Below are 24,154 nucleotides of genomic sequence, written 5' to 3'. Positions count from 1 at the left end.
TTTATATTTTAAGCTTTAAAAACAAATTAACCTTTCATAGCAGATAGCATATTGCCATATACCTTATTTAACTGAGAAAGATTAGTTGTTAAGTTTTTAACTTCTGTTTGGAACTGTGCAGTATCTTTACTCGCCTCAGTCATACTATCTAAAGCAGTTGACAAATTCTTGTAGAACTTATTCATCGCTTTAACATGGTTTTGAGAATCTTGCAATTCCATCTCATACACTTGATTCAATGCCGTCAAGTTTTTGGTTACCGCTTGTACTTGTGAATGATACGATTTAGCATCCATCGAAGCGTTCGACATCTCAGACATTGCTTTAACAGTAGTGTCATAAGATTTATTCATTTCTAATAAAGACTTGCTAGCTTGCTTAACGTTGTTAGCATAATCATTAGTTGCAACGGCTGCATTACTTAAATTAGACATTTGTTTGGCAGAGTCTGCCATGCTTTTCATTCCATCTCCTAAGCTCTTTATTAGTTCTGGACCAATTTTCCCTTCCTCCAAAACCTTGTCTAATTGTTGTGAAGCAGAACCTCCAGACACAGAAGATATTTGTTTTTTCCTTGGGGCTGGTTCTTCATCAAATTCTTCCGCCAACTCTGGATATACTTTACTCCAATCAACTTCGTCATGTGCAGGTTCAAATGCACTCAATAAGAAAATTATGGCCTCAGTACTTAAACCAACACCCAACATAAAAGATGCACCTGGAAGGTGAAGAATCTTAAACATGGCACCGATAATTACGATTGCCGCACCAATACCATACACCTTAGGCATTATGGTCTTGAATAATAACTCCTGAAATCCGCCTTTTTTATTACTCATGTTTGTAGTTTTTTATGGTTAATGTCTAAATATTGTTTTATTTTTTTAAAAAGTCAATTAAAATTCTGCACCTGATGACCTGCCAAGGTAAGTCATTGCACATCTAAATCCTATATAAGCTCTTGTTGAATCTTTATGTTCGAATGCTCTAGTACCTGTTTCAAGATAAAAAGCAATGTCTTTCCATGAACCTCCCCTAATAACTTTTCTAGGTTCGCTTTCATCAAAAAATGTTGGATTTAAATCCCAAACCAAAGGAACTGATGCAGGATTAAAGGCATCCTCACACCATTCAGCAACGTTACCCGACATATCAAATAAACCAAAATCGTTCGGGAAATAAGACATTACTTCTGCAGTATAAGCGTTTCCATCATCATAATAATTCCCTCTACCTGGTTTAAAGTTGGCTAACATACATCCTTTCGCATTTCTTATATAAGGATTACCCCAAGGGTACTTGGCCATATCTCTACCTCCTCTAGCTGCGTATTCCCATTCAGCTTCTGAAGGCAAACGAAAAGCAGGCATTGGAAACTCACCCAATGATTCTCTATAAGAATTCAAATAGTCTGTTCTCCATTCAGAAAAAACTTTAGCAGCTTCCCAATCCACGCCAACAACGGGATAATCATCGAAAGCAGGGTGCATATAATAATACTCCTGCATTGGATCTCCCATATGATTAGTGAAATCCTTCATCCACACTGTTGTGTCAGGGTATAGCTCCTTCATTATGTAGTCCCTGCCAAGAGTAGAGGCTGAGTCCTCCATCATTCTTTGAATAAACTGACGGTACTCATTATTGGTAATTTCAGTTTCATCCATATAAAACCCACCAATTGTAACCTGTCTGTTAAAATTAATTTGACTTGCTGCCACATCTTCGTCAGCTTGTCCCATATGAAAAGTTCCGGCTGGAACTGCTCTCATACCATAAGGAGTAGCCATATACCACCCTTCTCTACCGGGAACACCTACCAAATTACCTCCATCGCCAGCACCACCTCCAAAAAGACCACAGCCTTCAAGGAAAAGAGTAGCAACAAACAAAATTGATAGGGTTAATTTTTTCAAAACACCTTTATTATTCATAACACCTATTTGTTTCTAACTAAACGCTAATATATTGACAATTATTAAATATATTCTTTACACCTTAATAATAAAACCTCAAATTGTAAGGTTTTATTGTATTTTAAATATTTTATAGAAATATCTCTACAATTTTCACAAAAAAGTTTTATTCTGCAAGTATTTTACGATTAATGTCTAAATCTTGGCGTTCGCACCACCTTTTTTCCCGATGTAGATATAGCAGGCAACCTATAACTCAACATAATTTCATGTGAAGTGGTGCTCTTTGCGCTTTGTGCTACAAGGGTATAATCGAAAGCATAACCTAGTTTTAATGTGTTTTCTTTAAAGAAGCTATACCCCAACATCACAATAGCAGCTTCCTGCTGTCTGAAGGAAAGTCCACCCCAAATTTTTTCTTTGTAGGTAGCAACTGCAGAAACATCAAAAGTGTAAGAACTAAATTCAGTAGTTCTTACTAAAAAACTTGGCGTTAAACTAATGTCGTAATTTATCGGAAAGGTATAACCACCCGTTACTATTAAATCCTTTGGATATGGATTTCTTATGGCATCTGACCCAAATCCAAATTCTGCCTCTATTAAATGGTTGAGAGCAGCCCCCACATAAAAATCCTTATGTTGAAAATTTACCCCAATTGAAAAATCAGGGCGAACTTGGGTCGGTTGTATATTATTGATGTTTGGGTCATCAGGATCTATTACAATGTACCCGTCCTTATTAATATTTTGGGTAATAACGCCTCCTCTGAAACCAATACTTAATTTAGAATCTTTGATCCCCAAATGATAGGCTCCAGATGCTTGCACCTGAATAAAATTCTGATTGGCAATATCATCGTTTAAGACATAAAACCCAAACCCACTATTATATCTCATGATTGGAGACGTTAATGAGATTAATTGGGAATTAATACCACCGACAGGACCGTTTGAAGGAGCGTAACCTGCCCACTGCGTCCTGTGCATTGCCGTTAATTTTGTATAACCTTCTACTCCCGAGTAAGCCGGGTTATTAAAAAGATTATTAAACATGTAATGAGAGAACTGCACATCTTGACCTTGGACATTAAAAATGCCCACTGTCAAGAAGATTACGCTCAATAATTGTAATGTTTTTTTCATATCCTCAACACTTTAGAAGGATAAATATAATAAAAATAACTTTTGTTCAAGCTTTTATGTAATTAATTTAAAGTTATTATAGAATTAAATATATTTAATCCACTTTAAATCAACTACTTAAGCCCATTAGCTTTTTTTATATAAAGTTCCAATGCTCCTGTCATGGAAGGTGCGTTTGGTAATGGTGCTTCAATATCTATAATTAAACCAGCATCTCTCGCTGCCTGAGCAGTAGTAGGACCAAAAACAGCAATCCTTGTTTTATTTTGTTTGAACTCAGGGAAGTTCACAAATAATGAATTAATTCCTGAGGGACTAAAGAACGCTAAAATATCATATGTAATATGTTCCAGGTCTGATAAATCAGCCGCAACAGTCTTATAGATAGTCGCTTCCGTGAAATTATAGCCATTCTTATTCATAAAAGATGGAATGTCATCCTTTCTGATATTAGAACAAGGAAACAAATATTTTTCGTTCTTATGCTTCTTAATTACGTTCAAAATATCCTGTGCGGTTCTCTCTCCCACGAAAACTTTTCGCTTTCGTACCACTATATATTTTTGAAGGTAATTTGCGGTTTGTTCCGAAATACAAAAATATTTCATCTCAGGTGGCATTTCCACCTTACTGTCTTTACATATCCTAAAGAAATGATCAACTGCATTTCTACTAGTAAATATAATAGCAGTATGTTTCAGGATATCAATTTTTTGCTTCCTAAATTCCTTCGAATCGATAGGATCAACTTTGATAAATTGCCTGAAATCAATCTTGATCTTGTACTTGTCCGCCAATTTATGATACGGAGAGTTTGAAATGTCTGCCGGCTCAGGTTGTGAAACCATGATACTCTTTACCGGATAAAATCGGTCTTTTACACTTGTTGACATACTAATAAGTCTACTTTGAAAAGTTTAATCAAATGAAATATTTAAGTCCAATTAAAAATGGGAATATTTCTGTGGTGCAAAAGTAAGAAAATAAATAGAGATTAGAGAAGCTGCTTAATTTTAATATTTTAAAATATATTAATATTAACCTAGCAAGATAAAGAGCTACTATTCCATAAATGGCTATAGTTAACCAAATTGAAGGGATTGACCCAACATATAGATAAATTAGAATTGAAGTAAAGAACAGAACATTGACGAAAAATAGATTGATATTTAACAATTCTTTTATGTAAAAGGCCGATATTCTATTATTTCCAAACAAATTTGAGGCAACTGCAACTAAAATCACCTTTCCAATTAAGCCAATAGAGATTATAGATATAATTTTTATAAAGGCCAGTATTCCATTTGATTCTATCTCAAGAAAACTAATACCCTTGCCCATTATCAAGAAATAAATTAAGCCCGCTGTTAAAAAAACATACAATCCTGCAAATACTAAATTGTCCTGGTCCATTATTCTGATGCGAGACTGATCTCCTTCTTTCAAGCGGAAGGTAAATATCTTACTAATGGATAAAATATTAAGGTAACGCTTATCGTAATTCGCTTTGACAATTACCATAAACAGTGAAGCGCCAATCAATAATATCAACAAAATATTGTCAGAGATCCATTTGTTCTCCCGAGATGAATTTTCAAGACCTTGATAATCCAATTTAGTGTCAGGGTTTTCAATTGAATAAACACCAAAACTCATGTTTTGCAGCTTTTCATCCCAGCTTATATTAATTTGTTCTGTTGGTACCGACTTAAATGAATACTTCAGAAAATTATTTTCAGACTTTTCTATTAACTTTTCCCCGGAAAATAAATAGGTCGGAGCATCAGAACTAACCTCTAAAATTGATTCTGAGAAATTTTGAAGATCTAATGTTATTTGTTTGAGAGTGTCGGAGGGCCATTCATCTATATTTGTTAAGGTATCGGCTTGGTGCCACACGCGTAACTCACTATCACTTACAGCTGAGTCATCCTCTTGCATCTTATTTTCTTGCACACAGGAAAGTAAGATTGAAACTGACAACAAATAAATTAGCCTGTTAATTAATGACATACTGATTAAAACATATGATTTTTCTACTTCTCAATCTGAGTCTAGCTATGATTATAAGCTGAGAACCTCTTATAAATTAAAAGACTGCAATATAACCAAAATGCACCTTTCCTTGAGAAAATTCAGGCTTATTTCCCAACTGATTTCCTAAAGCATAAATTATCCTGAACCAACCATTTTGGCTTTTGACGTCTATCCCAGCACCAAAGGCATAGACCCAATCTATATTCTTCGGTAATTTTGCGAGGTCTGTAAGTAAGAAAAAACTAGATCTTTGATCTAAAAAGTATCTGTAATTCAAATTTAGAAGTCCATAATAAGGGGAATAGAAGAAATTTCTGTCAAACCCTCGAAGGTTTTGCAACCCGCCTAAGCGCAGTAAGTCATTTTGAGACAATGCCGGGTTTTTGATGATCGCATATTGTGGGACAGCTTCTAATAATATTCGCTTTCCTAACACTCTCTGAAAATGCAACTTAGTGCCAGTACTAAAGCTATTGCTAACTTCTGGAACATTTTGCCAAGCAGTAGGTAATGCCGAGAAATTCGTAATTTTCTTGTTACCAAAACCAAAATTAAGGGTAGCAAAGGAATAGTTGCTTAATTGCGGATACGTTAATTCATTTCTCCAATAAAAATTAATGAGAACAGCATTCGTGTTAGAACTTCTCAAAGGATTAAGGTTTGAAATTTCCTCCTCGGAAAATCCCCTAAGAATATTATTACTGAGCCGTTGATAGGCCATACCTATACTGAAATTACTCCATATAAAATATTGCACTCCTAATTGTAAATCAGTTTGAAGAAATGTGCTGTCTTCTTGCAAAAGCTCAAACCCAAAATTTAGGCCCAATGGACTTTTGAAAGCGTGGGATTGACGAAAACTGGTATTTAAAATTTGAGAATTAGCTGAATACTTCTGCCAGAATACATCCAATCCTACACCTCTCTTGAACAAATTCCTTAATCGCGCATCCACTTGTCCTGTTAGATTCGTCCGATTCCCTTCAGGAATCAGCCCAATAATTGCATCAAATTGATTGCTTTTCACCTTTTGTAAATTTACTTGGATCTTGGCTTTATTATTAGCAAATGAAAGAGTCGGAGAAGAGGCTAATCGTAAATACTGGATTTGATCTATTTGATTTCCGATCGCATTATATGCTTTAATATCGAATGGTTCATTATAGCGTAAACTTAGTAGATTGCTTAAATATGGAACATTAACGGCCCGACTATCTCCATCAATTTCGAGACTGTCATAGACAATAAAATTTTGTGGGTTAATCCTGACAATCGCTTCAACTTGATTTTCCTCTAAACTGCTAATGCTTAAATTCGCTTTAGCAAGTGGAAATCCTTTCCGATGATAATTCATCCGGACGTAGTTCCTTAATTTCTTATTAAGCACGTATTGATTAGCAATTTTACCGCTCAGTTTCTCTACATTTTGGACAGCAATGGGTATTTGACCATTATAGACTTGAATAGGCTTCCAGAAATAAGGCCTACCTTTCTCTATTTGCAAGCCGTTGTTCTGGTCAATTACGACTTTAGCTTCCCAAAAACCGGATCTTATGAGGGAATCTTGAATTTTATTCCTTTGTTGTAAAAGACTGTCGCTGGAATTTTGAGAATATGCATAAGAGAAGGTTGAAAAATATAGAAATGAAAACAGGAGGGACTTCTGTAAAATTCGGTTTAAATTTGCGTTAATTTTGGCAGGTATATACATACATATTCCCTTTTGTAAGCAGGCGTGCTTTTACTGTGATTTCCATTTTTCCACCAATATGGCAATTAAAAATGATATGGTAGAAGCAATTTGTAAAGAAATTGAACTTCAACAAGAATATCTGAATGGAGAATTAATCCGATCCATTTATTTTGGCGGGGGAACGCCTTCGCTTCTAGATGAAACTCATCTAAAATCTATTTTCAACTATTTAAATAGGTTTCATAATATCGCATTTGATGCCGAAATTACATTTGAGGCCAATCCTGATGATATCACTCAAGACAAGCTGGAAATCCTTTATCAAAATGGAATTAACCGATTAAGTGTGGGTATTCAATCCTTTGACCAAGAAGTATTAAAATGGATGAATAGAGCACACAATAGTCAAGAAGCTTTCCGGTGTTTAGAATTGATAAAGAAAAGTGACTTCGATAATTTCAGTTTAGATTTGATTTATGGAATACCCAATTCAACACACGAGACTTGGGAAAAAGATTTAAAAAGTCTGGTTGGTTTTCAACCACCTCATATTTCTTCCTATTGTTTAACGATTGAGCCTAATACTGTATTTGGTAGGTGGCAGCAAAAAGGAAAGCTCAATGAAGCTTCGGAAGATTATTCATCAGAGCAATTTCTATATTTATCACAATACCTGACAAATTCAGGATATGAACATTACGAGGTGTCAAACTTTGCGAAAAAAGGGTTTCACTCCAAACATAATAGCAGCTATTGGGAACAAAAGTCTTATTTGGGGATTGGGCCATCGGCTCATTCATATGACGGAAAAAACAGACAGTTCAATGTCTCTAGTAATGGAAAATACTTGAAGGCTTTACAGTCCAATGAAATCCCTGCTCAATTAGATATCTTGACACAGGAAGATCGAATCAATGAATATTTGATGACTTCCTTAAGGACATCTGAAGGGTGTAATTTGAAATTTCTAGCTAATGAATTGAATTATGATCTAGTAAAAAATGCAAAGCCACAAATTGAGCATTGGAAAAATACTGGACTTTGCATTTTAGAAAATGATATTTTAAGACTTACCCTAAAAGGTAGACTTTTAGCCGATAAATTGGCTTCGGATTTATTTCTGGTCAATTAAAGGCTCATCAAATCTTTAAACTTAGTGGCTTGTCTTCGGCTTACTTCAACCTTATCTCCTCCTTTTAATTTTACCATCAAGCCTCCATTAAACCAAGTTTCAATTTCATCTATCCATTCTAAATTGATGATATGTTTCCGGCTTACTCTAAAGAAATGCTTATTGTCCAATTTCTCATCCAATGCGTTTAATGACTTATGAATCATTGGTTTATTCTTATCAAAATAAACTTTAATGTAGTTTCCGTCAGATTCGAATAAGCGAACATCTTTTAATCTTACAAACCAGCAATTGTCCCCGTCCTTTACGAAAACCTGATCGTTTACAGTCAACTGGTTATTACTTTTTTGTCTTTCGGCTTGTGCTTCTACTTCCTTGCGGATTTTATTTATAGATTCGGTTAGTCTTTTTGGTTCAATTGGCTTTAAAAGGTAATCTAAAGCATTGAACTCAAAAGCTTTCAAAGCATATTCATCATAAGCTGTGGTAAATATGACTTTCGGGGTTTTTTCCAAGGTTTCCAACAACTCAAAACCAGTTTTACCAGGCATCTGAATATCTAAAAAAATCAAGTCAGGGTTTAGCTTGTCAATCATTTCTTCAGCTTCATCCGCATTGGCTGCCTCGCCCAAGATTTCAATATCTTTGTATTCTGCTAATAAAGTGCTTAATTCTTTTCTAGCGAGCCTTTCATCATCTATTATTAATACCTTCATGTTTATAAATTAAAAATTCAATAATTAACTTGTGGGATCTTCACAGTTGTTAATACATTTCCTTCCGATTCGTTTTTGATATTAAACGAGGCTTCATTATCAAAGATCAATTTCAACCGCTGCTTTGTGTTTTCCAAACCAAACCCCTTGTTCTTTCTTCTTTTATCCAATTTAAAGCTTCCTGAATTTCTGATAAAGATATTCAAGCATTTTTTATTGTCCAACTGCGTTTCTATTGAAAGTTTCCCACCGTAAGTTAAGTTAGAAATTCCATGCTTAATACCATTCTCCACCAAAGTTTGAATCATTAGCGGAGGAACTTGATATTTATAAGAATCTGGGTGAATTATAAATTCAGTTGTCAATCTCTCCTCATATCTGATCTTCTCCAACGCCAAGAAATCTATAACGGTGTTTAACTCATCGTTAAAATTAATCAATCTTTTTTTATCCAAAATTAGAGAGTTTCTCAAAATATTGGAAAGTTGAGTGATAGAATTCTTTGCTTTGGCTGGATCTTCATCTACCAATGCCCTAACACTGTTTAATGCATTGAAGATAAAATGAGGATTTAATTGAGATTTAAGGTTGTTCAACTCAATTTCATTCATAGCTGCATCATATTTTAATGACCGATTATAATTCTCCACATAGTGATACATAAAATAAACCAGCGACCATAAAAAATACAGAATTAGGTTAGCCAATATACTGAGAAAAATTACGATAGGGTTCAAATCAAAGGCGGGATCCAGCAAGCCTAATATCGAGGAGATGCCAAATAAGAAGGCATAATTGATAATACTTAAAATCAAACAAGCAATAATTACTCTTACGACCAGTTTTTGAATGATTATTTTTAACCATCCGTTGCTGATAATGAAATTTCTATATAAATGAGTAATAGTAATATAAAAAGGAACCAAGATAAGTTGGCCCGTGGCTTGTTGCGAGGAAAGCCTTTCACCCAAATATGCCAAATAAATATTCAATAAGCCATAAGCAGTCCAGCCAACTATCTGAAGCGTCCAATACAGTGCCTTTTTGTTCATTCCGTGCTTAGGTTAAAAAATATGTAACCAATAATTTGGTACAAAATAAGCCCCTTTTTATAGATTAAAGAAACCGTCTGTCAAATCATGCTACCTTCTTTTTATCTTTCTGACTCTTAACCTTTGGGACAAATGGCCTAATAATTAAGCGAGTACCTCGATCGTAGGTAAAATAATTCCAAATCCAATTACTTAAGATAACGATTTTATTCCTGAACCCAACTATAGAGATAAGGTGTACAAACATCCAGATAAACCACGCGAAAAAGCCTCCAAAATGCAAGTTTTTAGGAAGATCGACCACAGCTTTATTTCTACCCACAGTAGCCATACTTCCCTTATCTAAATATTTAAAAGGTTTCTGTTCATTCCCCTTCATTGCTGCCAAAATGTTTTTAGCTAATCTATCTCCTTGTTGCATGGCAACTGGCGCCAACATGGGGTGTCCCTTTGGAAAATCCTCTGTTTGCATTAAAGCAATATCTCCCACTGCATAAATATTTTGTGTTCCTTTTACCAGATTGTATCTGTCGACCTGGTACCTACTATTTGAAACGCTTTCTTCTGAAAGTCCTTCTATAACATTTCCCATTACACCAGCCCCCCAGAGCAGCGTAGCCGCAGGAAGTGTTTCACCATTACTGAACTCTACTTTTTCACCATCGTAGCTATTAACCATGGTGTTGAGCTTTACATTCACCTCAAATTTTTTAAGATATTTTTGGGCTTTCCTATCTGCGAAATCAGACATTCCACCTAAAAGCCTTCCCATGCCTTCTACCAGGTAAATGTTTAATCTATTAAAATCCAAATCTGGATAATCGTTAGGTAAAACGTGCTTCTTTAACTCACCCAAAGCCCCAGCAAGTTCTACGCCTGTGGGACCCCCACCCACAATAACAATATTCATTAACCGCTCAATTTTAGCCTCATCGGAACTTAAAACTGCCTCTTCAAAATTTTGCAGTATGTGACTTCTAAAATCTAAAGCCTGTGGGATTTGCTTGAGCGGGAAGGCTTTTTCGAATTTCTCGTTCTGACCAAAGAAATTCGTTTTTGAGCCCGCAGCAATTATTAGATAATCGTATTCCAATTCGCCAACATTACTAATGATCTTATTCTCCTGCTGATCAATTCTAGATACAGTAGCCATTCGAAAATATATATTCCTGTGATTTTCAAGTAACTTACGTAAGGGCCCTGCTATCGAATCGGGCTCGAGACCAGCTGTTGCCACCTGGTATAATAAGGGCTGGAAGGTGTGATAATTATGCCTGTCCAAAAGAACAATTTGCACATCTTTGCCAGCAAACTTCTTGGCCATCGTGATGCCAGCAAAACCTCCACCTACAATTATAATTCGCTTTTGATTAGTATTAGGAATTTTAAATGAATTGGGCTTATCCATAAATCTTTAAAGTTAAAAACTAGACCCTCTTATAACTCATTTAAAAATATTAGGTTTAATATCTTCTATGTCATCTGAATTAGTTTTAAGATGCATTTATTCTTACATAAGCTGAAAAATTTTCTAACGCTTAAAATGGCAAAATAATACCAGAAATCTCTTCTTGAAAGTGTACAAAGACAAGTTCACTAGGTACTCCAAAACAGGAGACTAAGCATCATAAAGAAGGTGCAACTTTTAGACGTCTTGTTTAAATCCTATTTCAATTCAACCATCTACCATTTAAGAACAGAGACACAGTGTGCTTTACGCTGATATTCAAATACTTATTAATATTGCCCCCTGAAAGGATTTACATCCAATCTTCGCAAATAAACGATATGTAGCGTTGCAAAAAATATATTTTTAGATTACAAGAGCCCTCATAGATCCAAATATTATTAGGTTTTTAATTGTATCAACAAAATATTATTTTTAGTAACTAAAACTTGATTAAAGTAATAAATCTTACATATAAATTACATTAACCGAATTATTTTTTGTGATCTCGGTGCAACTTATCGATAATATTCTGCGTCCTGAAAGCAAAAGAACCTAAAACAAAATAAAATGAAAAGAGTAATAGTAACTTTAGTGATAGCACTTGTATTCAGCAATGCATATGCAAGTAAAGAATCGGTTTCAATCGATCCAAAATTAATCAAAGAAGTAAAAGCAGAAATGGCAGAGTCATTCTTCATCAATGACGTGATTGAAGAAGAGCCTGACGTTTTAATTTATAGTACAGAAGGTGAGTTATTGCACAGCTTTCAAAAAGATAACATTGATCCTGTAGCTATGCGAAATGTAGATTTATTGATGGATTATAAATCTCAGAAAATATTTATTAAAGAAAAGGAACTAAATCCTAACATTTAGGATTTATAAGGCATAGTTTAATTCATAGTGAATGGTTGATGTTTTGGTAAGTAAAAGCCTCTACACTGAAAAGTGGGAGGCTTTTTACTTTTACCATCTACTCTTGCACAACTGCATCTAGCAACTGCAGTGCATTCCTACCTAAATGTTCAGCAATAATTTTCCTATAACTTGGACTAGTCCTATAGGATTCCGTCAAGAATTCTTCAAATGGCTTATCCCAATCGCTATTCTTAGGCATTACAATTCCAAACTCTTCGGCCGTTTGATCTCCAGCCGGATGTCTTTTAATAGGTTTTTTGGATTTTGTCGCATCTAAATAGTACGTAAAATCAATATTGGTGAAATAATCTGTGCTATTCACAATCTTTGCCAATACTTCATCAAATGAATTAACATACTCTATTGTAAGACTAGGATAATATTTACTCTTTATCTTTAAAATTTGATCTTCATTAGTAGAGCCTTTAACTGTAACCGCCTTTTTACCAGCAAAAACATCAGCAATTTTACTCATGTCATTGAGCGTGGGAAGTGCACTATTACTTAACATCATGCCGATATTAGTGATATATGGCGGACTGAAGTTATATTCTGCTTTTCTTTTTTGAGTTATAGTAGTATTGCTTAAGCCAAAAACACCATTTGATGATTTTTTTACTGCGTTTAAATAAGCTGTAAAATTATTTGCATGAGCTTTTTCCATTTTGGAGTTTACCGTAATACCATAATTATCTAGTAAGTAAAATTCAAAATCGCTCATTACATCCACACAAACACCTTGAACGTTTCCGCTAATTTCAGCGGCAAAACCAGGTGATTCAGAATATACATAAGTTAGATTAGCTGTTTTCGTCTGTTTTGCTTTAGCAAAGGAATCCCCTGTATACTGTGCACTGGATACAAATCCAATAAAGAACATGGGGACCATAAAAAACGAGTTAAATAGAAGCTTCTTCATAGTTTCATTTTAGTGTCCAATTTGTAAAGTAATTAAACCTTTTATAATTAGGAAGTAATATTCTGTAAAACAAATACTTTTATCGACAAAATACTACTTATTAGAGAAAGGATATCAAAATAATAGTTATGCAGGCATTCAATTATAACTATTCCTTTATGATAAACTAGTATCTAAAAACAAAAAAGCACAGCCTCAAAAGAGCCTGTGCTTTTAATAAGCTCACTAAAGAAGCTATTCAATCATCCATCGATGGATCCCATTACTCGTTTCATAAATCCATTTAATGCTTCTTTCTTATCGGTTCCTGATCTAATATCTTTATGAACTTCGAGAGCACCTGAAAAATTTGAAAGCAACTCACCTATTACTTCTAGCTCCTCATCTTTAATTCCTTTCGCTTCAATTAAATCCTCGAGCAGATCCATACTTTCCACAACATAATCCTCATCGTTTTTTTCGATGAATTCTACTACGTGCTTAATTATTGGTAACCTCATCTAATAAATCTGTTATAATGCTTGGCTTATTTCCTGATATTGAATTTACTAATTTACCGTTTTTAAAACCGGCAAAAGTTGGTAGATTTTTAACTTCTGCCAATGATCTTGAATTTGGTAATTTTTCGGCATCAACATAAACAAATTTTACGCTTTCATTCTCCCCAGCTAATCTTTTGAATTTGGGCTTAGTAATTTTGCAATTTCCGCACCATGTCGCACCATACTGCACCATTACCATTTCATTTTCATCTACTATCTCTTGTAATTTATCTTCTGCTAATTCTATCATTATTTAAATTCGTTTAATTACTTATACCTAAATGAACCACAAAATTACGAATAGGTTACAATTAACTAAATTGATTGTTTACATATGAAAATAGATAAAATCTATTACGAATAACACCTCTACAAAAGCTCATAAATCCTATTAAAGGAACTCGCTTTTGCAATGTATGATTCTAATTCAGCAATCGGCATTCTTTCTTGCTCAGTGCTATCCCTATGTCTTATGGTCACGGTTTCATCCTCTAAAGTTTGATGGTCAACTGCAATACAGAATGGCGTTCCTATCAAATCTTGACGAGTATAACGCTTACCAATAGAAGCCGCTTCTTCATAGACAACATTAAATGCTCCTTTCAAGGACTTATAGATTTCCTGACCTTTTTCAGCTAATCCATCTTTTTTCGTTAATGGTAATATTGCTGCTTTCACAGGCGCAAGAGCCGGATGCAATTTAAGATAAGTCCTTTTTTTGATATTATCTCCTTCACCAATCTCTTCATTTTTAAAAGCACTACAAAACAACATTAAAAACAACCTATCGGCACCAACTGAAGTTTCTACTACATAGGGAATATAATTTTTTCCTAGTTCAGGATCAAAATACTGCAGCTTCTTTTTAGAAACTTCTTGATGGCTTTTCAAATCGAAATCTGTCCGACTGTGAATTCCCTCCACTTCTTTAAACCCAAAAGGAAATTTATATTCTATATCAACAGCTGCATTGGCATAATGCGCAAGCTTTTCATGTTCATGCAACCTTAAATCTTCATCTGCAATACCGATAGCTTTGTGCCATTTTACCCGCATATCCCTCCATTTTTCATACCAACCCATTTCCTCTCCGGGGCGAACAAAAAATTGCATCTCCATTTGCTCGAATTCACGCATTCTGAAAATAAATTGGCGTGCAACAATCTCATTTCTGAAGGCCTTTCCAATTTGTGCAATTCCGAAAGGCACCTTCATTCTGGCCGTCTTTTGAACATTTAAGAAATTAACAAATATCCCTTGGGCTGTTTCAGGTCGTAAATAAATTTTACCCGAACCATCTGAAACGCTTCCTATTTGAGTGGAGAACATCAGGTTGAACTGTCGAACTTCCGTCCAATTTGAGGTACCTGAAATAGGGCATTTTACATCTTCAGAAATGATTAGCTCACGAACAGCTTCCAAATCTTCTGCTTCAAGGAGCTGGCCTGTTTTCTTCAATAATTCATCGGCCTTTTCTTGCTGACCCGAGTTCTCATATTCTGCTGCTTTATCTTCCAACAAGACATCCGCTCTGTATCTTTTTTTGGAATCTTTATTATCAATCATTGGATCATTGAAACTTTCGATATGGCCAGAGGCTTTCCAAGTATCGGAATGCATAAAAATCGCTGAATCCAAACCAACAATATTATCATTAAATCGAGTCATGGTATTCCACCATAATTCCTTGATGTTTTTCTTCAATTCTGCTCCATAGGGCCCATAGTCATATACTGCTTGCAAACCTTCATAAATTTCGCTTGAAGGATAAACAAAACCATATTCTTTAGCGTGAGCTATGATATCTCTAAAAAGTGTATTTTCGGGAGTTTGTTCTTTCTTTGCCATGCCGCAAAGATAAATTAAATCAATTGTGGATAAGAAAGGATTCTTTGAAATTTTAAGTTTTAGGTAATTTTATTGTAAAAGTAGTTCCTTCTCCCTTTTCTGATTGTAAGTTTATGTTTCCACCTAATCTTTCTACCATGTCCTTCACAATATATAAGCCTAAGCCAGAACCTTTAGAGTTTTCTGATGCTCGAAAAAACATGTCAAATATTTTTGGTTGTGCCTCTGCAGGAATACCTTGTCCGTTATCGACTACTTTAATTAAAATTTCGTTACCTAAATCCTCGGTTTGGACGGCCACATATTTTCCTGGACTTGCATGACGATGATATTTAATTGCATTATCCACCAAATTGTTTAGCACTACTCGTAGTCGTCCTTTATCAGTTTTTACAACGGTATTCTCACTTATACTCATTCTGAAATCAATATCTGCAGATAGCTCTCGATATTGAGTATTTTCAAAAGTTTCCTTTACCAGATCATAAAGATTTACACCTTCCTTGATAATATCTGTTCGTGTGTTACGAGCAAAGCTGATAATTTCATCTATGAACGTATAAAGCTTTTTCACTCTATTCTTCATCATGCCAAGTAACTGCTTTAACTCTTGGCTATCTTCAGTCGTATCACCTATATTAATAAGACCTTGAATGGAGTTTAGGGGTGCTCTCAAATCGTGAGAAACACTATAAACGAATCTATCCAGCTCAGCATTGGTTTGTTCCAAGAGCTGATTCTTTTCTTTAATTTCTTCCTCTTTTAATTTTTTATCTGTAATATCAACGAGGGAGCCCACCATTCGCAGCGGTTTTTGATCAATAGACCACTTGGCTTGACCCGAACCATGGAACCAACGATAGCTTCCATCTTTACACTTAAGTTTGTATTCAACAGAAAACGGTTCTTTTGTTTGAAGGTGTCTTTTAAAATCGTTTACCAATCGGGGGTAGTCTGATTTTTCAGCCAACAAGTTTTTAAAACTAGATTGGTCAGGTGAAAATTCTTTGGGATTGTAGCCCAGTAATTCGTACAACTTAGGTGACCACCATTGTTGATCCCTATTGATATTTTCCCAATCCCATATTCCAGCGTTAGTACCCTCAACGGCCAAGCGAAATCTTTCCTCGCTCTCCTTAAGTTTACGGTCTTGCTCCAGTATCTTTTGCTCGGATTTATGCTGTAATTTCACCTGAAAATAAATCACAACTATAAGCCCAAGAAAGGTGAAAAAATAGTTCAGGAAATATATTTTGTCCTCTTTTGCTTCATTTATGGTATCGACTGTGACAATTTTATATGCCGTAAATTCACTGATTGCAAAACATGCAAAGGCAATAAGTCCATAAAAAAGCCAAATTTTGACTTTTTTGTAGCCAAATAACGTGATGGATGCGACCAAGATCGGAAATAGGTAAAGTTGTGAACCATAATACTTTCCTTCATTGCTCATAAAAATAAACACAAAGAAAATGGCAATCAGAAGCAAACTATGTTTTGCTAGTTCATACTTTCCAAAGCGGTTTAACAGAAACCCGAAAATACCGCCAAAAATACCTACCATGAATGATGGTGTTAGTGAAATATCCCATAAAAAAATATTAAGCAGCCCATTGACCGTGCTAATAAATGAAAGAATTAAACAACAAACACCGACAAGTAGCGCTTTACGGTAGTCTCCTTCAGATTTTATGTGGGGCGTTTCACCCAGTATAATATTTCGAAATGAGCGTTTTTTCATACTGATAATCAGTAAATATACTTATTTTTCGAAATATTTTTAATTACGTAAGACGTAACAGATTACGTTTGATGTATTATTTTACCAAAATTTGGGTAATAAATTTTTATTACAAGATTTTAAACAATAAAAAAGGCGAATTGTGGAGCTAATTTAGATGTAATAAATTTCAAACAATTTTATTATTGCTTTTGTAGAATGAACGTCCCCATTGTATGCCGATTTTGCACCACTACTTCCTTATAGGGCTCTATGAGTTCTAAACCCAAATCCGTTAAAAACCCTATAAGTGCTTCGGCATTAACAGCAAATCGAATTTGTTCATTTGGAAACTGATAAACATTTTGATTGATCTCAACAGTTCCTTCAGCTAGATAGCGATCGGTCATGCTCCGAATGAAAATTTTTCCATCGGGTTTCAACAATCGCACTAATTCCAAAATCATCTTGTGAAAATGCTCATAGTTTTTAGCAAAATGCAGTACTGCGCTGCAAATGATCACATCAAAGGTTTCATCCGGAAAAAGAATTTTATCTAGTTTCATCACGTGAAACCTGGCTTCTATATCTTGAATTTTATACTGCTTTGCCACTAGTTTTAAAAACTGAATGGCTTCTGGGTTTTCATCGATTCCAAAAACGTCCATGCCATTTTGAAGGCAGTAAGTAAGGTTTCGACCCTCGCCACAACCTGCATCTAATACCTTGGCATCCTCTGGTAAATATCCCTTCAGAATAAAATCGAGCCAGTAGAGGTCAATGTTCCCTAGTTCTCTATTCAGTTGTTTCCAATCCATTATTATATTGCCTGTAAGACTTTTCAAATGCAGTTTTACCTATCTCTACCAGCTCATTACTTCTGTAAAATTCAAAAGTACCGCATGAGTTTCTCGAAATCTGAACCAACATATCCGGCTTGATGATTTCCATTTGCAAATTGGTCATTTTTTCCTGCATTAAGTCTATAGATCTATTTAGCAAATCAAAATAGCCTAGCTTCTTGGGAGTCGAACTAACCTCTTTCCCATTATTCATCGGCCAATACTTCTTTATCCGGGTTGCAAATTCTTCCAAAAACTGTTTATTTTTTTCATCCTGCTTCACTTCTTCAGCAGTTACCGCCACTTTCTTCTCAAAAGGAATAGCCGCATTTACATCTACAGCAATCAAAATATCTCCTTGGGTACGTTTTACCCGATTTAGAGGTATGGGATTGAGCACGCCTCCATCCACTATTTCTTCATTATCTTGGTACACTGGTGTTAATACGGTGGGAATGGCACAAGAAGCACGCAAAGCATCCATTAAATTCCCTTCTGAAAAGAGTATCTCTCTCTGGGTTCTAATATTGGACGCCACAGCTGTAAATGGGATTGGAAAATCTTCTATTTTAAATTCGCCCAGGAGTTTTCGCATCTCTTTAAATACTTTTTCTCCCCGCACAATACCTTGAAAGCTTAAAGTAAAATCTAATAGTTTGAAAACATCAATTTTGTCGAAATGAGTCACCCAGTCTTTATATTCTTGCATTTTTCCAGCCGCGTACAGTCCGCCAATTACAGCGCCCATACTTGATCCTGAGATAGAAGAAATCTCAAATCCATTTTCCTCCAATGCTTCAATTACGCCAATGTGGGCAACTCCTCTGGCGCCACCACTTCCTAAAACTAACGCTACTTTTTGCTTCATGTCAATTAAAAAATTTGGCTGTAAGGCAAGTTAGGAAAAAATGGGACGGAAATTAAAGATATTGGTCATGATTGCTTTATGATCTAAGAACTGGCTATTTCTCACAAAGTATTACATAAAGAAGCGGAATATAACAATTACACCCAAAAATAAGGTGACCGCAACTGTCGTGAGGACGAAACTCCCTCTGTCCTTCGATTTTTTTGAATCGCGATACGCTAAATAGAATGATGAAACTAAAAAAGGCAGATAATACCAGAGATTATATACCTTTAGCAGAAACAATGTGAAAACTCCAATTATAATCAGTAATCTTAAATAAGCACTCTTGTTTTTCATGGTCTAAAGTTAATAAATTTCAATTGCTTTCCAGTTGTTCAATATCCTCTTTAGCTTTTTTGAGCTTCGGATCAATTATCACTGAGTTAAAATTATTCCAAAATTCTTCATTATAAGGTGTTTCAACATCAAATAAATCCTCATCCACCGCCATTGACTCTTTATACTTAATTCTTTTAAAGTCTCTTCTTCTGGTTTTTACATCCGTTACGTAAAAAGCGGCATCATAAAACTGCACTTCTGTTTCCCCATCCTCTGTTTCGGTTTGCCAAGCATCTCTTACCGGGGCCTTCCATTTTATATAACTCAAATAATACTTTTTACCAATTTTTCGGTAAACCACACTGGATTGTTTATAAACATTTTTCAAAAACAATTTCTCTTGATCCTTATTAAATCTGGCTTCATTGGAGTCTTCTACAGGAAAGAATTGGTGATTAAATTCTAGTTTAACAATGCCATAATCGGTTGAATTGATATATATTTTTCCAAAAGTTTGGAGACCACCAAGATGGAAGGTGGGAGAGTAGTAATCTAATACATAAACAGCTCCATTATCGGATTGAATTACTGAATCCAACTCAAAATCAAAACGATCATAATATCCTTTTAAATATTGGTAGTTTTCTGTTGTATTGTAGCCTCTGATATAGTCAAAATCAAAAGATTTGTACAAGTTGTTTTCATCGCCACCCATGAAGTATTTATAAACTGTTTCAAAGAAACTGTAGTCGATATAATCCTCGCTTTTTTTCAATTCGTCCAGTCGGATTTTTAAGCGATTGTAGGGTAAATCAAAACCATTATCCTGCACGGAAACTGCTGCCTCTAGTAAACGAACATAGCTATTGTTCCTCACTACCATTTCGCGATAAAAACCTTTTAATAGAAATGACCTTCGTGAATAATTAAATGGGATTTTTCTTATCGCCTCACCCACTAAAGCCCTGAGTGTGTCTTTCGTTGGTCTCACTATTACTTCATTAAGCATTCCCTGTTCTGGACTTAAATAGTAAGCCGAATCTTGCTTTTTTAAATTGCTTACCAGCAACGCCAAATCCTCATATCCTATGCTTGAAATCACTACTGTATCATGCTTTTCTTTTAGTGGGAAACGAAAGCTAAATTGTCCTTCTTCATTGGAATGAGCGCCCATCATGGTACCTTTTAAATGGATGTTCGCAAAGGGAATAGTGGATGAATCTGCTTTGGAAAATAAAGTCCCACTGATTTCTTTGTATTCAGGCTGAGGATTTTGAGATTTTAATAGTGTTAAATTGAAAAATAAAAATAGGGATGCGATGAATAAAACTTTCATATAGGGAGTTGGTAATTTTAAAGGTTGAAATCAATTTACTGAAAAATATTAATTAAACTAAATCAATAAAATGCTATACCTGAATATGTTCCTCAATGAATCACTCTTTGAGTTTTCTTTTCCTGTACTCTAGTAAAAATATAGTTCCCTGCATCACTATTACAGATATAATACCGTAGGTAGAATTGAACAAAAAGATGCCAAAGGAAACGATAAGGAGTAGAAGTTTTACAAAGGTGGAATTCTGCATGGTCTCTTTAGGTTAAAAAGTAGTTTAGTATGAACCACAGAAACGTTAAAATGTTAAAGTCGTCTACTTATTCACCTCAAAAGGCCAACTAATTAACAGATTCGCTAAAGAAGTTCTCTTCTTTTATTAAAGCTTGCGGTTCTCCTTGACTTGTAATACTGCCATTTTCCAATATGTAGATGTAGTCAGAGAAACCAGCAACTCTCATTCTGTGACTTACAAATAAAATAGCCTTCTCCTTTTTCAATTGCTGTAATAGATTTAGAATAAACTGTTCTGTATTTCTATCCATAGCGGATGTACCTTCGTCAATCAACAATAATTGTGGATTGCGATATAGTGCCCTGGCTAATCCTACCAACTGCTTTTGACCACCAGAAATATTAGCTCCTTCTTCCCCCAACAATGTCATATAGCCTTGAGGGAATTTTTCAAAGAATTGATCAAAGCCAAATTCTTTACACCATTTCACTACATGCTCTAATTCTGCAGGATCATCGCTCAAACAAATATTGAAAAGTAAATAATTATTGAAAATCTTAATGTCTTGAGGGACGACTCCTATTAATTTTCGATACCCTTCTAAGTCTAAATCATTAATTGAATTCCCGTCTATTTTTATGAATCCTTCCGATGGTGCATAAAATCTTTGAACCAATTGAAAGATAGTGCTTTTTCCTGCACCACTTTCTCCCAAAAGGGTAGTGATTTTCCCCTTTTCCACTTTCATGTTGATTTGGTTCAATAAGTTTAATGAACCAGGATAATGAAAATTCAGGTTTTCAATTGCTAACGTATCGATCTTTTTGATCTCTATTTCTTTCTCTCCAGTATCCTCCGTTTTTATTCCTGTAAACTCTTCCATTCTGTTGAAAGCTACTTTCGCTTCCTGAAACTGAATATTAAACAGGGCAATTTTGGTTAAAGAAGGGCCTATAGAACCTGAAAGTGATAATAAAGCCACCAAAGAACCAATTAACAAATCTCCTCTCAATACTAAAAAGGAGGCTAAAGATATTACCCCTACTACGAGTAATATCCCCGACAACTCTGTAAGCAACCCAAACTTTACTTGAATTTTACCCAATTTCAATATCTGCTCTTGAAAGTTTTTATACAAAAAGGTAGTAGCCTTATGAAAAAGATTGATAGTTCCTGTTGTCTTTACTTCTGCTATACCCGTAATCACATCTATATAATTTCCTTCATTGAACGCATAAGCACTCATCACATCTTTTTGGGCATTAATGATCGGTTTATTCAATCGCCATAGGATCAACCCATAAAGAGGTATAAAAATAGAAACAATTAACCCTACTTGCCATGAATAAACAAAAACCCCAATCAGTGAAATGATAATGACCAAAAACTCTATTAAAAGATTACCAATCAGATTGCTGATAGAAGATTGAATGCGTCTTGTATCATTCATCCTTGCTACCATATCCCCTGTTTTTTTGGAATCGAAGAAGGGTTTGGGAATATTTAAAAGGGATTGAAAAAAAGACCTTATCATTCTATTGTTAAAATCCTTGCTTTGTGTGATCAAAAATGTTGACCTAACATAACTTAACCCCATCTTAATCAATAAAATCAAAGCAAATAAAACCAGTCCTATGATGAGTTTGCTGACTTCTTTAGTAGGCAAAATCACATCAATCAACTTTTGGCTAAAAATAGCCGTGGCCAATGAAAAAATAGCAATCAAAATACCTAAGAAAAGTGCGGCTAATAAAATATTGAGGTCTTCCTTTACCCAACTCAGAAGATTTTCATATTTTTTAGTTTTGGATTTTACTTTTTCAAATTTCTCATTGGGTGTCAGCTTTAGCAAAGCTTTGGACTGCCATACTTTTTCTAGTTTTTCTTTTGACCATATTTCTACTCCTCTGCCCGGATCATTAATTATTAATTGGTCTTCTTGAAAACCATAAAAAACCACATAATGCTGCAACCTATTTTCCAAAATCACATGTAAAATAGCAGGGGAATTCAGTTCCTTTAAATTCTCGACTGATTCAGATTCTAAGCCTTCGACTTCAAAACCCAAATCTTTTGCTCCTTGAAATAGCCCTAATAATTTAGTACCTGTTTGAGTAGTCCCCGTAATCCTTCTGATTTCATCCAAACTATGCTCTCCTCCATGAAATTTGATAATGGAAGCCAAACAAGCGGGTCCACAATCCGATTGACCGTGTTGCTGAACGAAATATTGGTTGAGTTTTTTAATCATGCGGTTGGTTCTTTTAAATATCTTTCAGTGATGAAACCTGTCAGGTTTACTGGCATTAAAAATCTAAGTATCTTTCAAAAACTGAAACAATTTTTTTATTCAAAACCTGACAGGTTTTGGTTAAATACAGTACCCATAATTATCCCTTCATTCCAAAACTTCTAAAATAGCTTCTATTTTTACTTCCCCTTTAAAATGTTTTTGCAGTAAGCCGTTTTGATATATGAAAGTTTGTGGTACACCGCCCCTAATGGTGTTAGTCAATGAATCAGGATCTACTTCAACATAATGCTGTGTAAGATTGTATTGCTGAAGAAATTCAAGTGCTTCTTCCATAGGTTCAAAAGAGGCCAACAGCAACTGATAGTTTTGAAACTTTTCTTTATTCTTCCCAATCTCTTTCATTTCCCATTGGCAAAAATGGCAATCACTATTGAAATACATGAAAATAGTAGATTGATCAGTATCTGCTACTTCAAATCCCAGCTTATTGGTCAAGGAACTGAGGTTTTGAATAATCGCTTCCGATTTACTTTTCTGATCTAATTTTTGAATACTTGAATAGCCCATCCAAGACAAAAGACCAATCACTAATAGCCCGACAATGATAAGAAGTTTTTTCTTCATTATGTTCCCAAATTAATTGACAAGAATGTGACAAATAATATCCAAACCACTAAAGCGGAACCATAAACAGGTAAGGTAAATTTCAATGCTGAATCATAGTCTTTCTTCATGATTTTCTTAATGCCTAAAGCTAGTACTAAAATATAAATCACCTCAAAAAGATTTAGGGATTTCAAAGGAAAAATGAGCCATGAATCCAAGTGAGCTTTATCAAAAAGGTTTAGCAAGGACAGGGGAGCGAAATATTGCACATCATTGAGGGTATAAGTAGTATTAATAAGACCAAACCAAAAAATTAAAATTATCGAGGGCAACAACCACACAAACTCTGCTAATAATACTATTTTAAAAATAGATGCTAATTTCACTTTATACCCTGCAATAATAGTTCCGCAAAGTATCCAAGAACATACTAGGATAAGTTTAACGGCCATAGTTACTAGAACTATTATATAATTTACAAATCCCCATTTTTTACGAAAAGATAATATTTCAGATATACGATCCATTGACAAATGGCTAGAATAAAAATTGACCAAGTGGTTATCGGATATCAGAAAACTATTTGTCGTAAATAATACCGTATAAG

Annotated in this window: 22 protein-coding genes; 2 read left to right on the top strand and 20 right to left on the bottom strand. The window is 34.8% G+C overall.

Going from position 1 to position 24,154, the window contains the following annotated elements:
* Positions 1 to 26 precede the first annotated feature (26 nt).
* The 6 genes from gldL to AAC601_RS14080 form a co-directional block, all read right to left on the bottom strand.
* The gene (gldL, locus tag AAC601_RS14105; protein WP_303271480.1) at positions 27 to 839 is read right to left on the bottom strand and encodes a gliding motility protein GldL; all 813 of its coding nucleotides are present in this window, start codon (positions 837 to 839) and stop codon (positions 27 to 29) included.
* 57 nt (positions 840 to 896) lie between these two features.
* Positions 897 to 1,934, bottom strand: coding sequence for an SUMF1/EgtB/PvdO family nonheme iron enzyme (locus AAC601_RS14100; RefSeq protein WP_303271479.1), 1,038 nt, complete (start codon positions 1,932 to 1,934; stop codon positions 897 to 899).
* Positions 1,935 to 2,104: 170 nt separating this feature from the next.
* Positions 2,105 to 3,061: a type IX secretion system membrane protein PorP/SprF gene (locus AAC601_RS14095; protein WP_303271478.1), complete on the bottom strand. Its 957-nt coding sequence runs from the start codon at positions 3,059 to 3,061 to the stop codon at positions 2,105 to 2,107.
* A gap of 113 nt (positions 3,062 to 3,174) precedes the next feature.
* Positions 3,175 to 3,954: a uroporphyrinogen-III synthase gene (locus AAC601_RS14090; protein ID WP_303271477.1), complete on the bottom strand. Its 780-nt coding sequence runs from the start codon at positions 3,952 to 3,954 to the stop codon at positions 3,175 to 3,177.
* Between the two features lie 28 nt (positions 3,955 to 3,982).
* Positions 3,983 to 5,074 carry a DUF4271 domain-containing protein gene (locus AAC601_RS14085; RefSeq protein WP_303271476.1) on the bottom strand — a complete coding sequence of 364 codons (1,092 nt, stop codon included), beginning with the start codon at positions 5,072 to 5,074 and terminating at the stop codon, positions 3,983 to 3,985.
* A gap of 76 nt (positions 5,075 to 5,150) precedes the next feature.
* On the bottom strand, positions 5,151 to 6,809 hold the full coding sequence (locus AAC601_RS14080) for a hypothetical protein (RefSeq protein ID WP_340153629.1): 1,659 nt from the start codon (positions 6,807 to 6,809) through the stop codon (positions 5,151 to 5,153).
* Here AAC601_RS14080 and hemW point away from each other — a divergent pair.
* Positions 6,793 to 7,923, top strand: coding sequence for a radical SAM family heme chaperone HemW (gene hemW, locus AAC601_RS14075; protein WP_340153628.1), 1,131 nt, complete (start codon positions 6,793 to 6,795; stop codon positions 7,921 to 7,923). The genes AAC601_RS14080 and hemW overlap by 17 nt on opposite strands.
* On the opposite strand, the gene AAC601_RS14070 is transcribed toward hemW, so the two are convergent.
* The 3 genes from AAC601_RS14070 to AAC601_RS14060 all read right to left on the bottom strand — a co-directional run bounded on the left by AAC601_RS14070 (position 7,920) and on the right by AAC601_RS14060 (position 11,099).
* On the bottom strand, positions 7,920 to 8,639 hold the full coding sequence (locus tag AAC601_RS14070) for a LytTR family transcriptional regulator DNA-binding domain-containing protein (protein ID WP_303271473.1): 720 nt from the start codon (positions 8,637 to 8,639) through the stop codon (positions 7,920 to 7,922). The two genes, hemW and AAC601_RS14070, sit on opposite strands and share 4 nt — an antisense overlap.
* A 17-nt stretch (positions 8,640 to 8,656) precedes the next feature.
* Positions 8,657 to 9,691, bottom strand: a complete 1,035-nt coding sequence (locus tag AAC601_RS14065) for a histidine kinase (protein ID WP_340153627.1) — start codon at positions 9,689 to 9,691, stop codon at positions 8,657 to 8,659.
* 85 nt (positions 9,692 to 9,776) lie between these two features.
* A complete protein-coding gene (locus AAC601_RS14060) occupies positions 9,777 to 11,099 on the bottom strand; it encodes an NAD(P)/FAD-dependent oxidoreductase (protein ID WP_340153626.1) in 1,323 nt (440 codons plus the stop codon).
* A 609-nt stretch (positions 11,100 to 11,708) separates the two neighbouring features.
* Between AAC601_RS14060 and AAC601_RS14055 the strand changes: the two genes are divergently transcribed.
* The gene (locus AAC601_RS14055; protein WP_303271470.1) at positions 11,709 to 12,017 is read left to right on the top strand and encodes a hypothetical protein; all 309 of its coding nucleotides are present in this window, start codon (positions 11,709 to 11,711) and stop codon (positions 12,015 to 12,017) included.
* A 97-nt stretch (positions 12,018 to 12,114) separates the two neighbouring features.
* Here AAC601_RS14055 and AAC601_RS14050 read toward each other — a convergent pair whose 3' ends face one another.
* From AAC601_RS14050 to AAC601_RS14000, 11 genes are all read right to left on the bottom strand, one after another.
* The gene (locus AAC601_RS14050; protein ID WP_303271469.1) at positions 12,115 to 12,978 is read right to left on the bottom strand and encodes a transporter substrate-binding domain-containing protein; all 864 of its coding nucleotides are present in this window, start codon (positions 12,976 to 12,978) and stop codon (positions 12,115 to 12,117) included.
* Between the two features lie 242 nt (positions 12,979 to 13,220).
* Complete coding sequence (locus AAC601_RS14045; protein ID WP_303271468.1) at positions 13,221 to 13,478, bottom strand: hypothetical protein; 258 nt, start codon at positions 13,476 to 13,478, stop codon at positions 13,221 to 13,223.
* Positions 13,459 to 13,770 (bottom strand): thioredoxin family protein, encoded by a 312-nt coding sequence (locus AAC601_RS14040; RefSeq protein ID WP_340153625.1) that lies wholly within the window; start codon positions 13,768 to 13,770, stop codon positions 13,459 to 13,461. The genes AAC601_RS14045 and AAC601_RS14040 overlap by 20 nt, the downstream gene beginning before the upstream one ends.
* A gap of 119 nt (positions 13,771 to 13,889) precedes the next feature.
* Complete coding sequence (locus AAC601_RS14035; protein WP_340153624.1) at positions 13,890 to 15,368, bottom strand: glycine--tRNA ligase; 1,479 nt, start codon at positions 15,366 to 15,368, stop codon at positions 13,890 to 13,892.
* A 52-nt stretch (positions 15,369 to 15,420) separates the two neighbouring features.
* Positions 15,421 to 17,109 (bottom strand): PAS domain-containing sensor histidine kinase, encoded by a 1,689-nt coding sequence (locus AAC601_RS14030; protein ID WP_340153623.1) that lies wholly within the window; start codon positions 17,107 to 17,109, stop codon positions 15,421 to 15,423.
* 182 nt (positions 17,110 to 17,291) lie between these two features.
* Complete coding sequence (locus AAC601_RS14025; RefSeq protein WP_303271464.1) at positions 17,292 to 17,906, bottom strand: class I SAM-dependent methyltransferase; 615 nt, start codon at positions 17,904 to 17,906, stop codon at positions 17,292 to 17,294.
* Entirely contained in the window at positions 17,884 to 18,798 is a 915-nt protein-coding gene (locus AAC601_RS14020) for a patatin-like phospholipase family protein (protein ID WP_303271463.1), read from the bottom strand. Before AAC601_RS14020 ends, AAC601_RS14025 begins: the two co-directional genes overlap by 23 nt.
* Positions 18,799 to 19,156: 358 nt before the next feature.
* Complete coding sequence (locus tag AAC601_RS14015) at positions 19,157 to 20,455, bottom strand: carboxypeptidase-like regulatory domain-containing protein (RefSeq protein WP_340153622.1); 1,299 nt, start codon at positions 20,453 to 20,455, stop codon at positions 19,157 to 19,159.
* A gap of 338 nt (positions 20,456 to 20,793) precedes the next feature.
* Positions 20,794 to 22,938, bottom strand: a complete 2,145-nt coding sequence (locus AAC601_RS14010) for a peptidase domain-containing ABC transporter (protein ID WP_340153621.1) — start codon at positions 22,936 to 22,938, stop codon at positions 20,794 to 20,796.
* A 147-nt stretch (positions 22,939 to 23,085) separates the two neighbouring features.
* Positions 23,086 to 23,565 (bottom strand): hypothetical protein, encoded by a 480-nt coding sequence (locus AAC601_RS14005; RefSeq protein WP_340153620.1) that lies wholly within the window; start codon positions 23,563 to 23,565, stop codon positions 23,086 to 23,088.
* A complete protein-coding gene (locus AAC601_RS14000) occupies positions 23,565 to 24,074 on the bottom strand; it encodes a hypothetical protein (RefSeq protein ID WP_340153619.1) in 510 nt (169 codons plus the stop codon). Before AAC601_RS14000 ends, AAC601_RS14005 begins: the two co-directional genes overlap by 1 nt.
* Between the last annotated feature and the right edge of the window lie 80 nt (positions 24,075 to 24,154).

Origin of the sequence: uncultured Marivirga sp., from assembly GCF_963974845.1 — a bacterium.
Taxonomy (GTDB): domain Bacteria; phylum Bacteroidota; class Bacteroidia; order Cytophagales; family Cyclobacteriaceae; genus Marivirga; species Marivirga harenae.
This window is presented reverse-complemented; position numbering and strand designations above follow the sequence as displayed.

Excerpts from the sequence above, each read along its gene's own strand:
- AAC601_RS14055 (WP_303271470.1), top strand. The coding sequence starts at position 11,709 with ATGAAAAGAGTAATAGTAACTTTAGTGATAGCACTTGTATTCAGCAAT.
- AAC601_RS14080 (WP_340153629.1), bottom strand. The coding sequence starts at position 6,809 with ATGTATATACCTGCCAAAATTAACGCAAATTTAAACCGAATTTTACAG.
- AAC601_RS14045 (WP_303271468.1), bottom strand. The coding sequence starts at position 13,478 with ATGAGGTTACCAATAATTAAGCACGTAGTAGAATTCATCGAAAAAAAC.
- AAC601_RS14065 (WP_340153627.1), bottom strand. The coding sequence starts at position 9,691 with ATGAACAAAAAGGCACTGTATTGGACGCTTCAGATAGTTGGCTGGACT.
- AAC601_RS14015 (WP_340153622.1), bottom strand. The coding sequence starts at position 20,455 with ATGAAAGTTTTATTCATCGCATCCCTATTTTTATTTTTCAATTTAACA.
- AAC601_RS14090 (WP_303271477.1), bottom strand. The coding sequence starts at position 3,954 with ATGTCAACAAGTGTAAAAGACCGATTTTATCCGGTAAAGAGTATCATG.
- AAC601_RS14025 (WP_303271464.1), bottom strand. The coding sequence starts at position 17,906 with ATGGATTGGAAACAACTGAATAGAGAACTAGGGAACATTGACCTCTAC.
- AAC601_RS14070 (WP_303271473.1), bottom strand. The coding sequence starts at position 8,639 with ATGAAGGTATTAATAATAGATGATGAAAGGCTCGCTAGAAAAGAATTA.
- AAC601_RS14040 (WP_340153625.1), bottom strand. The coding sequence starts at position 13,770 with ATGATAGAATTAGCAGAAGATAAATTACAAGAGATAGTAGATGAAAAT.
- AAC601_RS14085 (WP_303271476.1), bottom strand. The coding sequence starts at position 5,074 with ATGTCATTAATTAACAGGCTAATTTATTTGTTGTCAGTTTCAATCTTA.
- AAC601_RS14060 (WP_340153626.1), bottom strand. The coding sequence starts at position 11,099 with ATGGATAAGCCCAATTCATTTAAAATTCCTAATACTAATCAAAAGCGA.
- AAC601_RS14095 (WP_303271478.1), bottom strand. The coding sequence starts at position 3,061 with ATGAAAAAAACATTACAATTATTGAGCGTAATCTTCTTGACAGTGGGC.
- AAC601_RS14050 (WP_303271469.1), bottom strand. The coding sequence starts at position 12,978 with ATGAAGAAGCTTCTATTTAACTCGTTTTTTATGGTCCCCATGTTCTTT.
- AAC601_RS14100 (WP_303271479.1), bottom strand. The coding sequence starts at position 1,934 with ATGAATAATAAAGGTGTTTTGAAAAAATTAACCCTATCAATTTTGTTT.
- AAC601_RS14010 (WP_340153621.1), bottom strand. The coding sequence starts at position 22,938 with ATGATTAAAAAACTCAACCAATATTTCGTTCAGCAACACGGTCAATCG.
- AAC601_RS14030 (WP_340153623.1), bottom strand. The coding sequence starts at position 17,109 with ATGAAAAAACGCTCATTTCGAAATATTATACTGGGTGAAACGCCCCAC.
- gldL (WP_303271480.1), bottom strand. The coding sequence starts at position 839 with ATGAGTAATAAAAAAGGCGGATTTCAGGAGTTATTATTCAAGACCATA.
- AAC601_RS14005 (WP_340153620.1), bottom strand. The coding sequence starts at position 23,565 with ATGAAGAAAAAACTTCTTATCATTGTCGGGCTATTAGTGATTGGTCTT.
- AAC601_RS14035 (WP_340153624.1), bottom strand. The coding sequence starts at position 15,368 with ATGGCAAAGAAAGAACAAACTCCCGAAAATACACTTTTTAGAGATATC.
- AAC601_RS14000 (WP_340153619.1), bottom strand. The coding sequence starts at position 24,074 with ATGGATCGTATATCTGAAATATTATCTTTTCGTAAAAAATGGGGATTT.
- AAC601_RS14020 (WP_303271463.1), bottom strand. The coding sequence starts at position 18,798 with ATGAAGCAAAAAGTAGCGTTAGTTTTAGGAAGTGGTGGCGCCAGAGGA.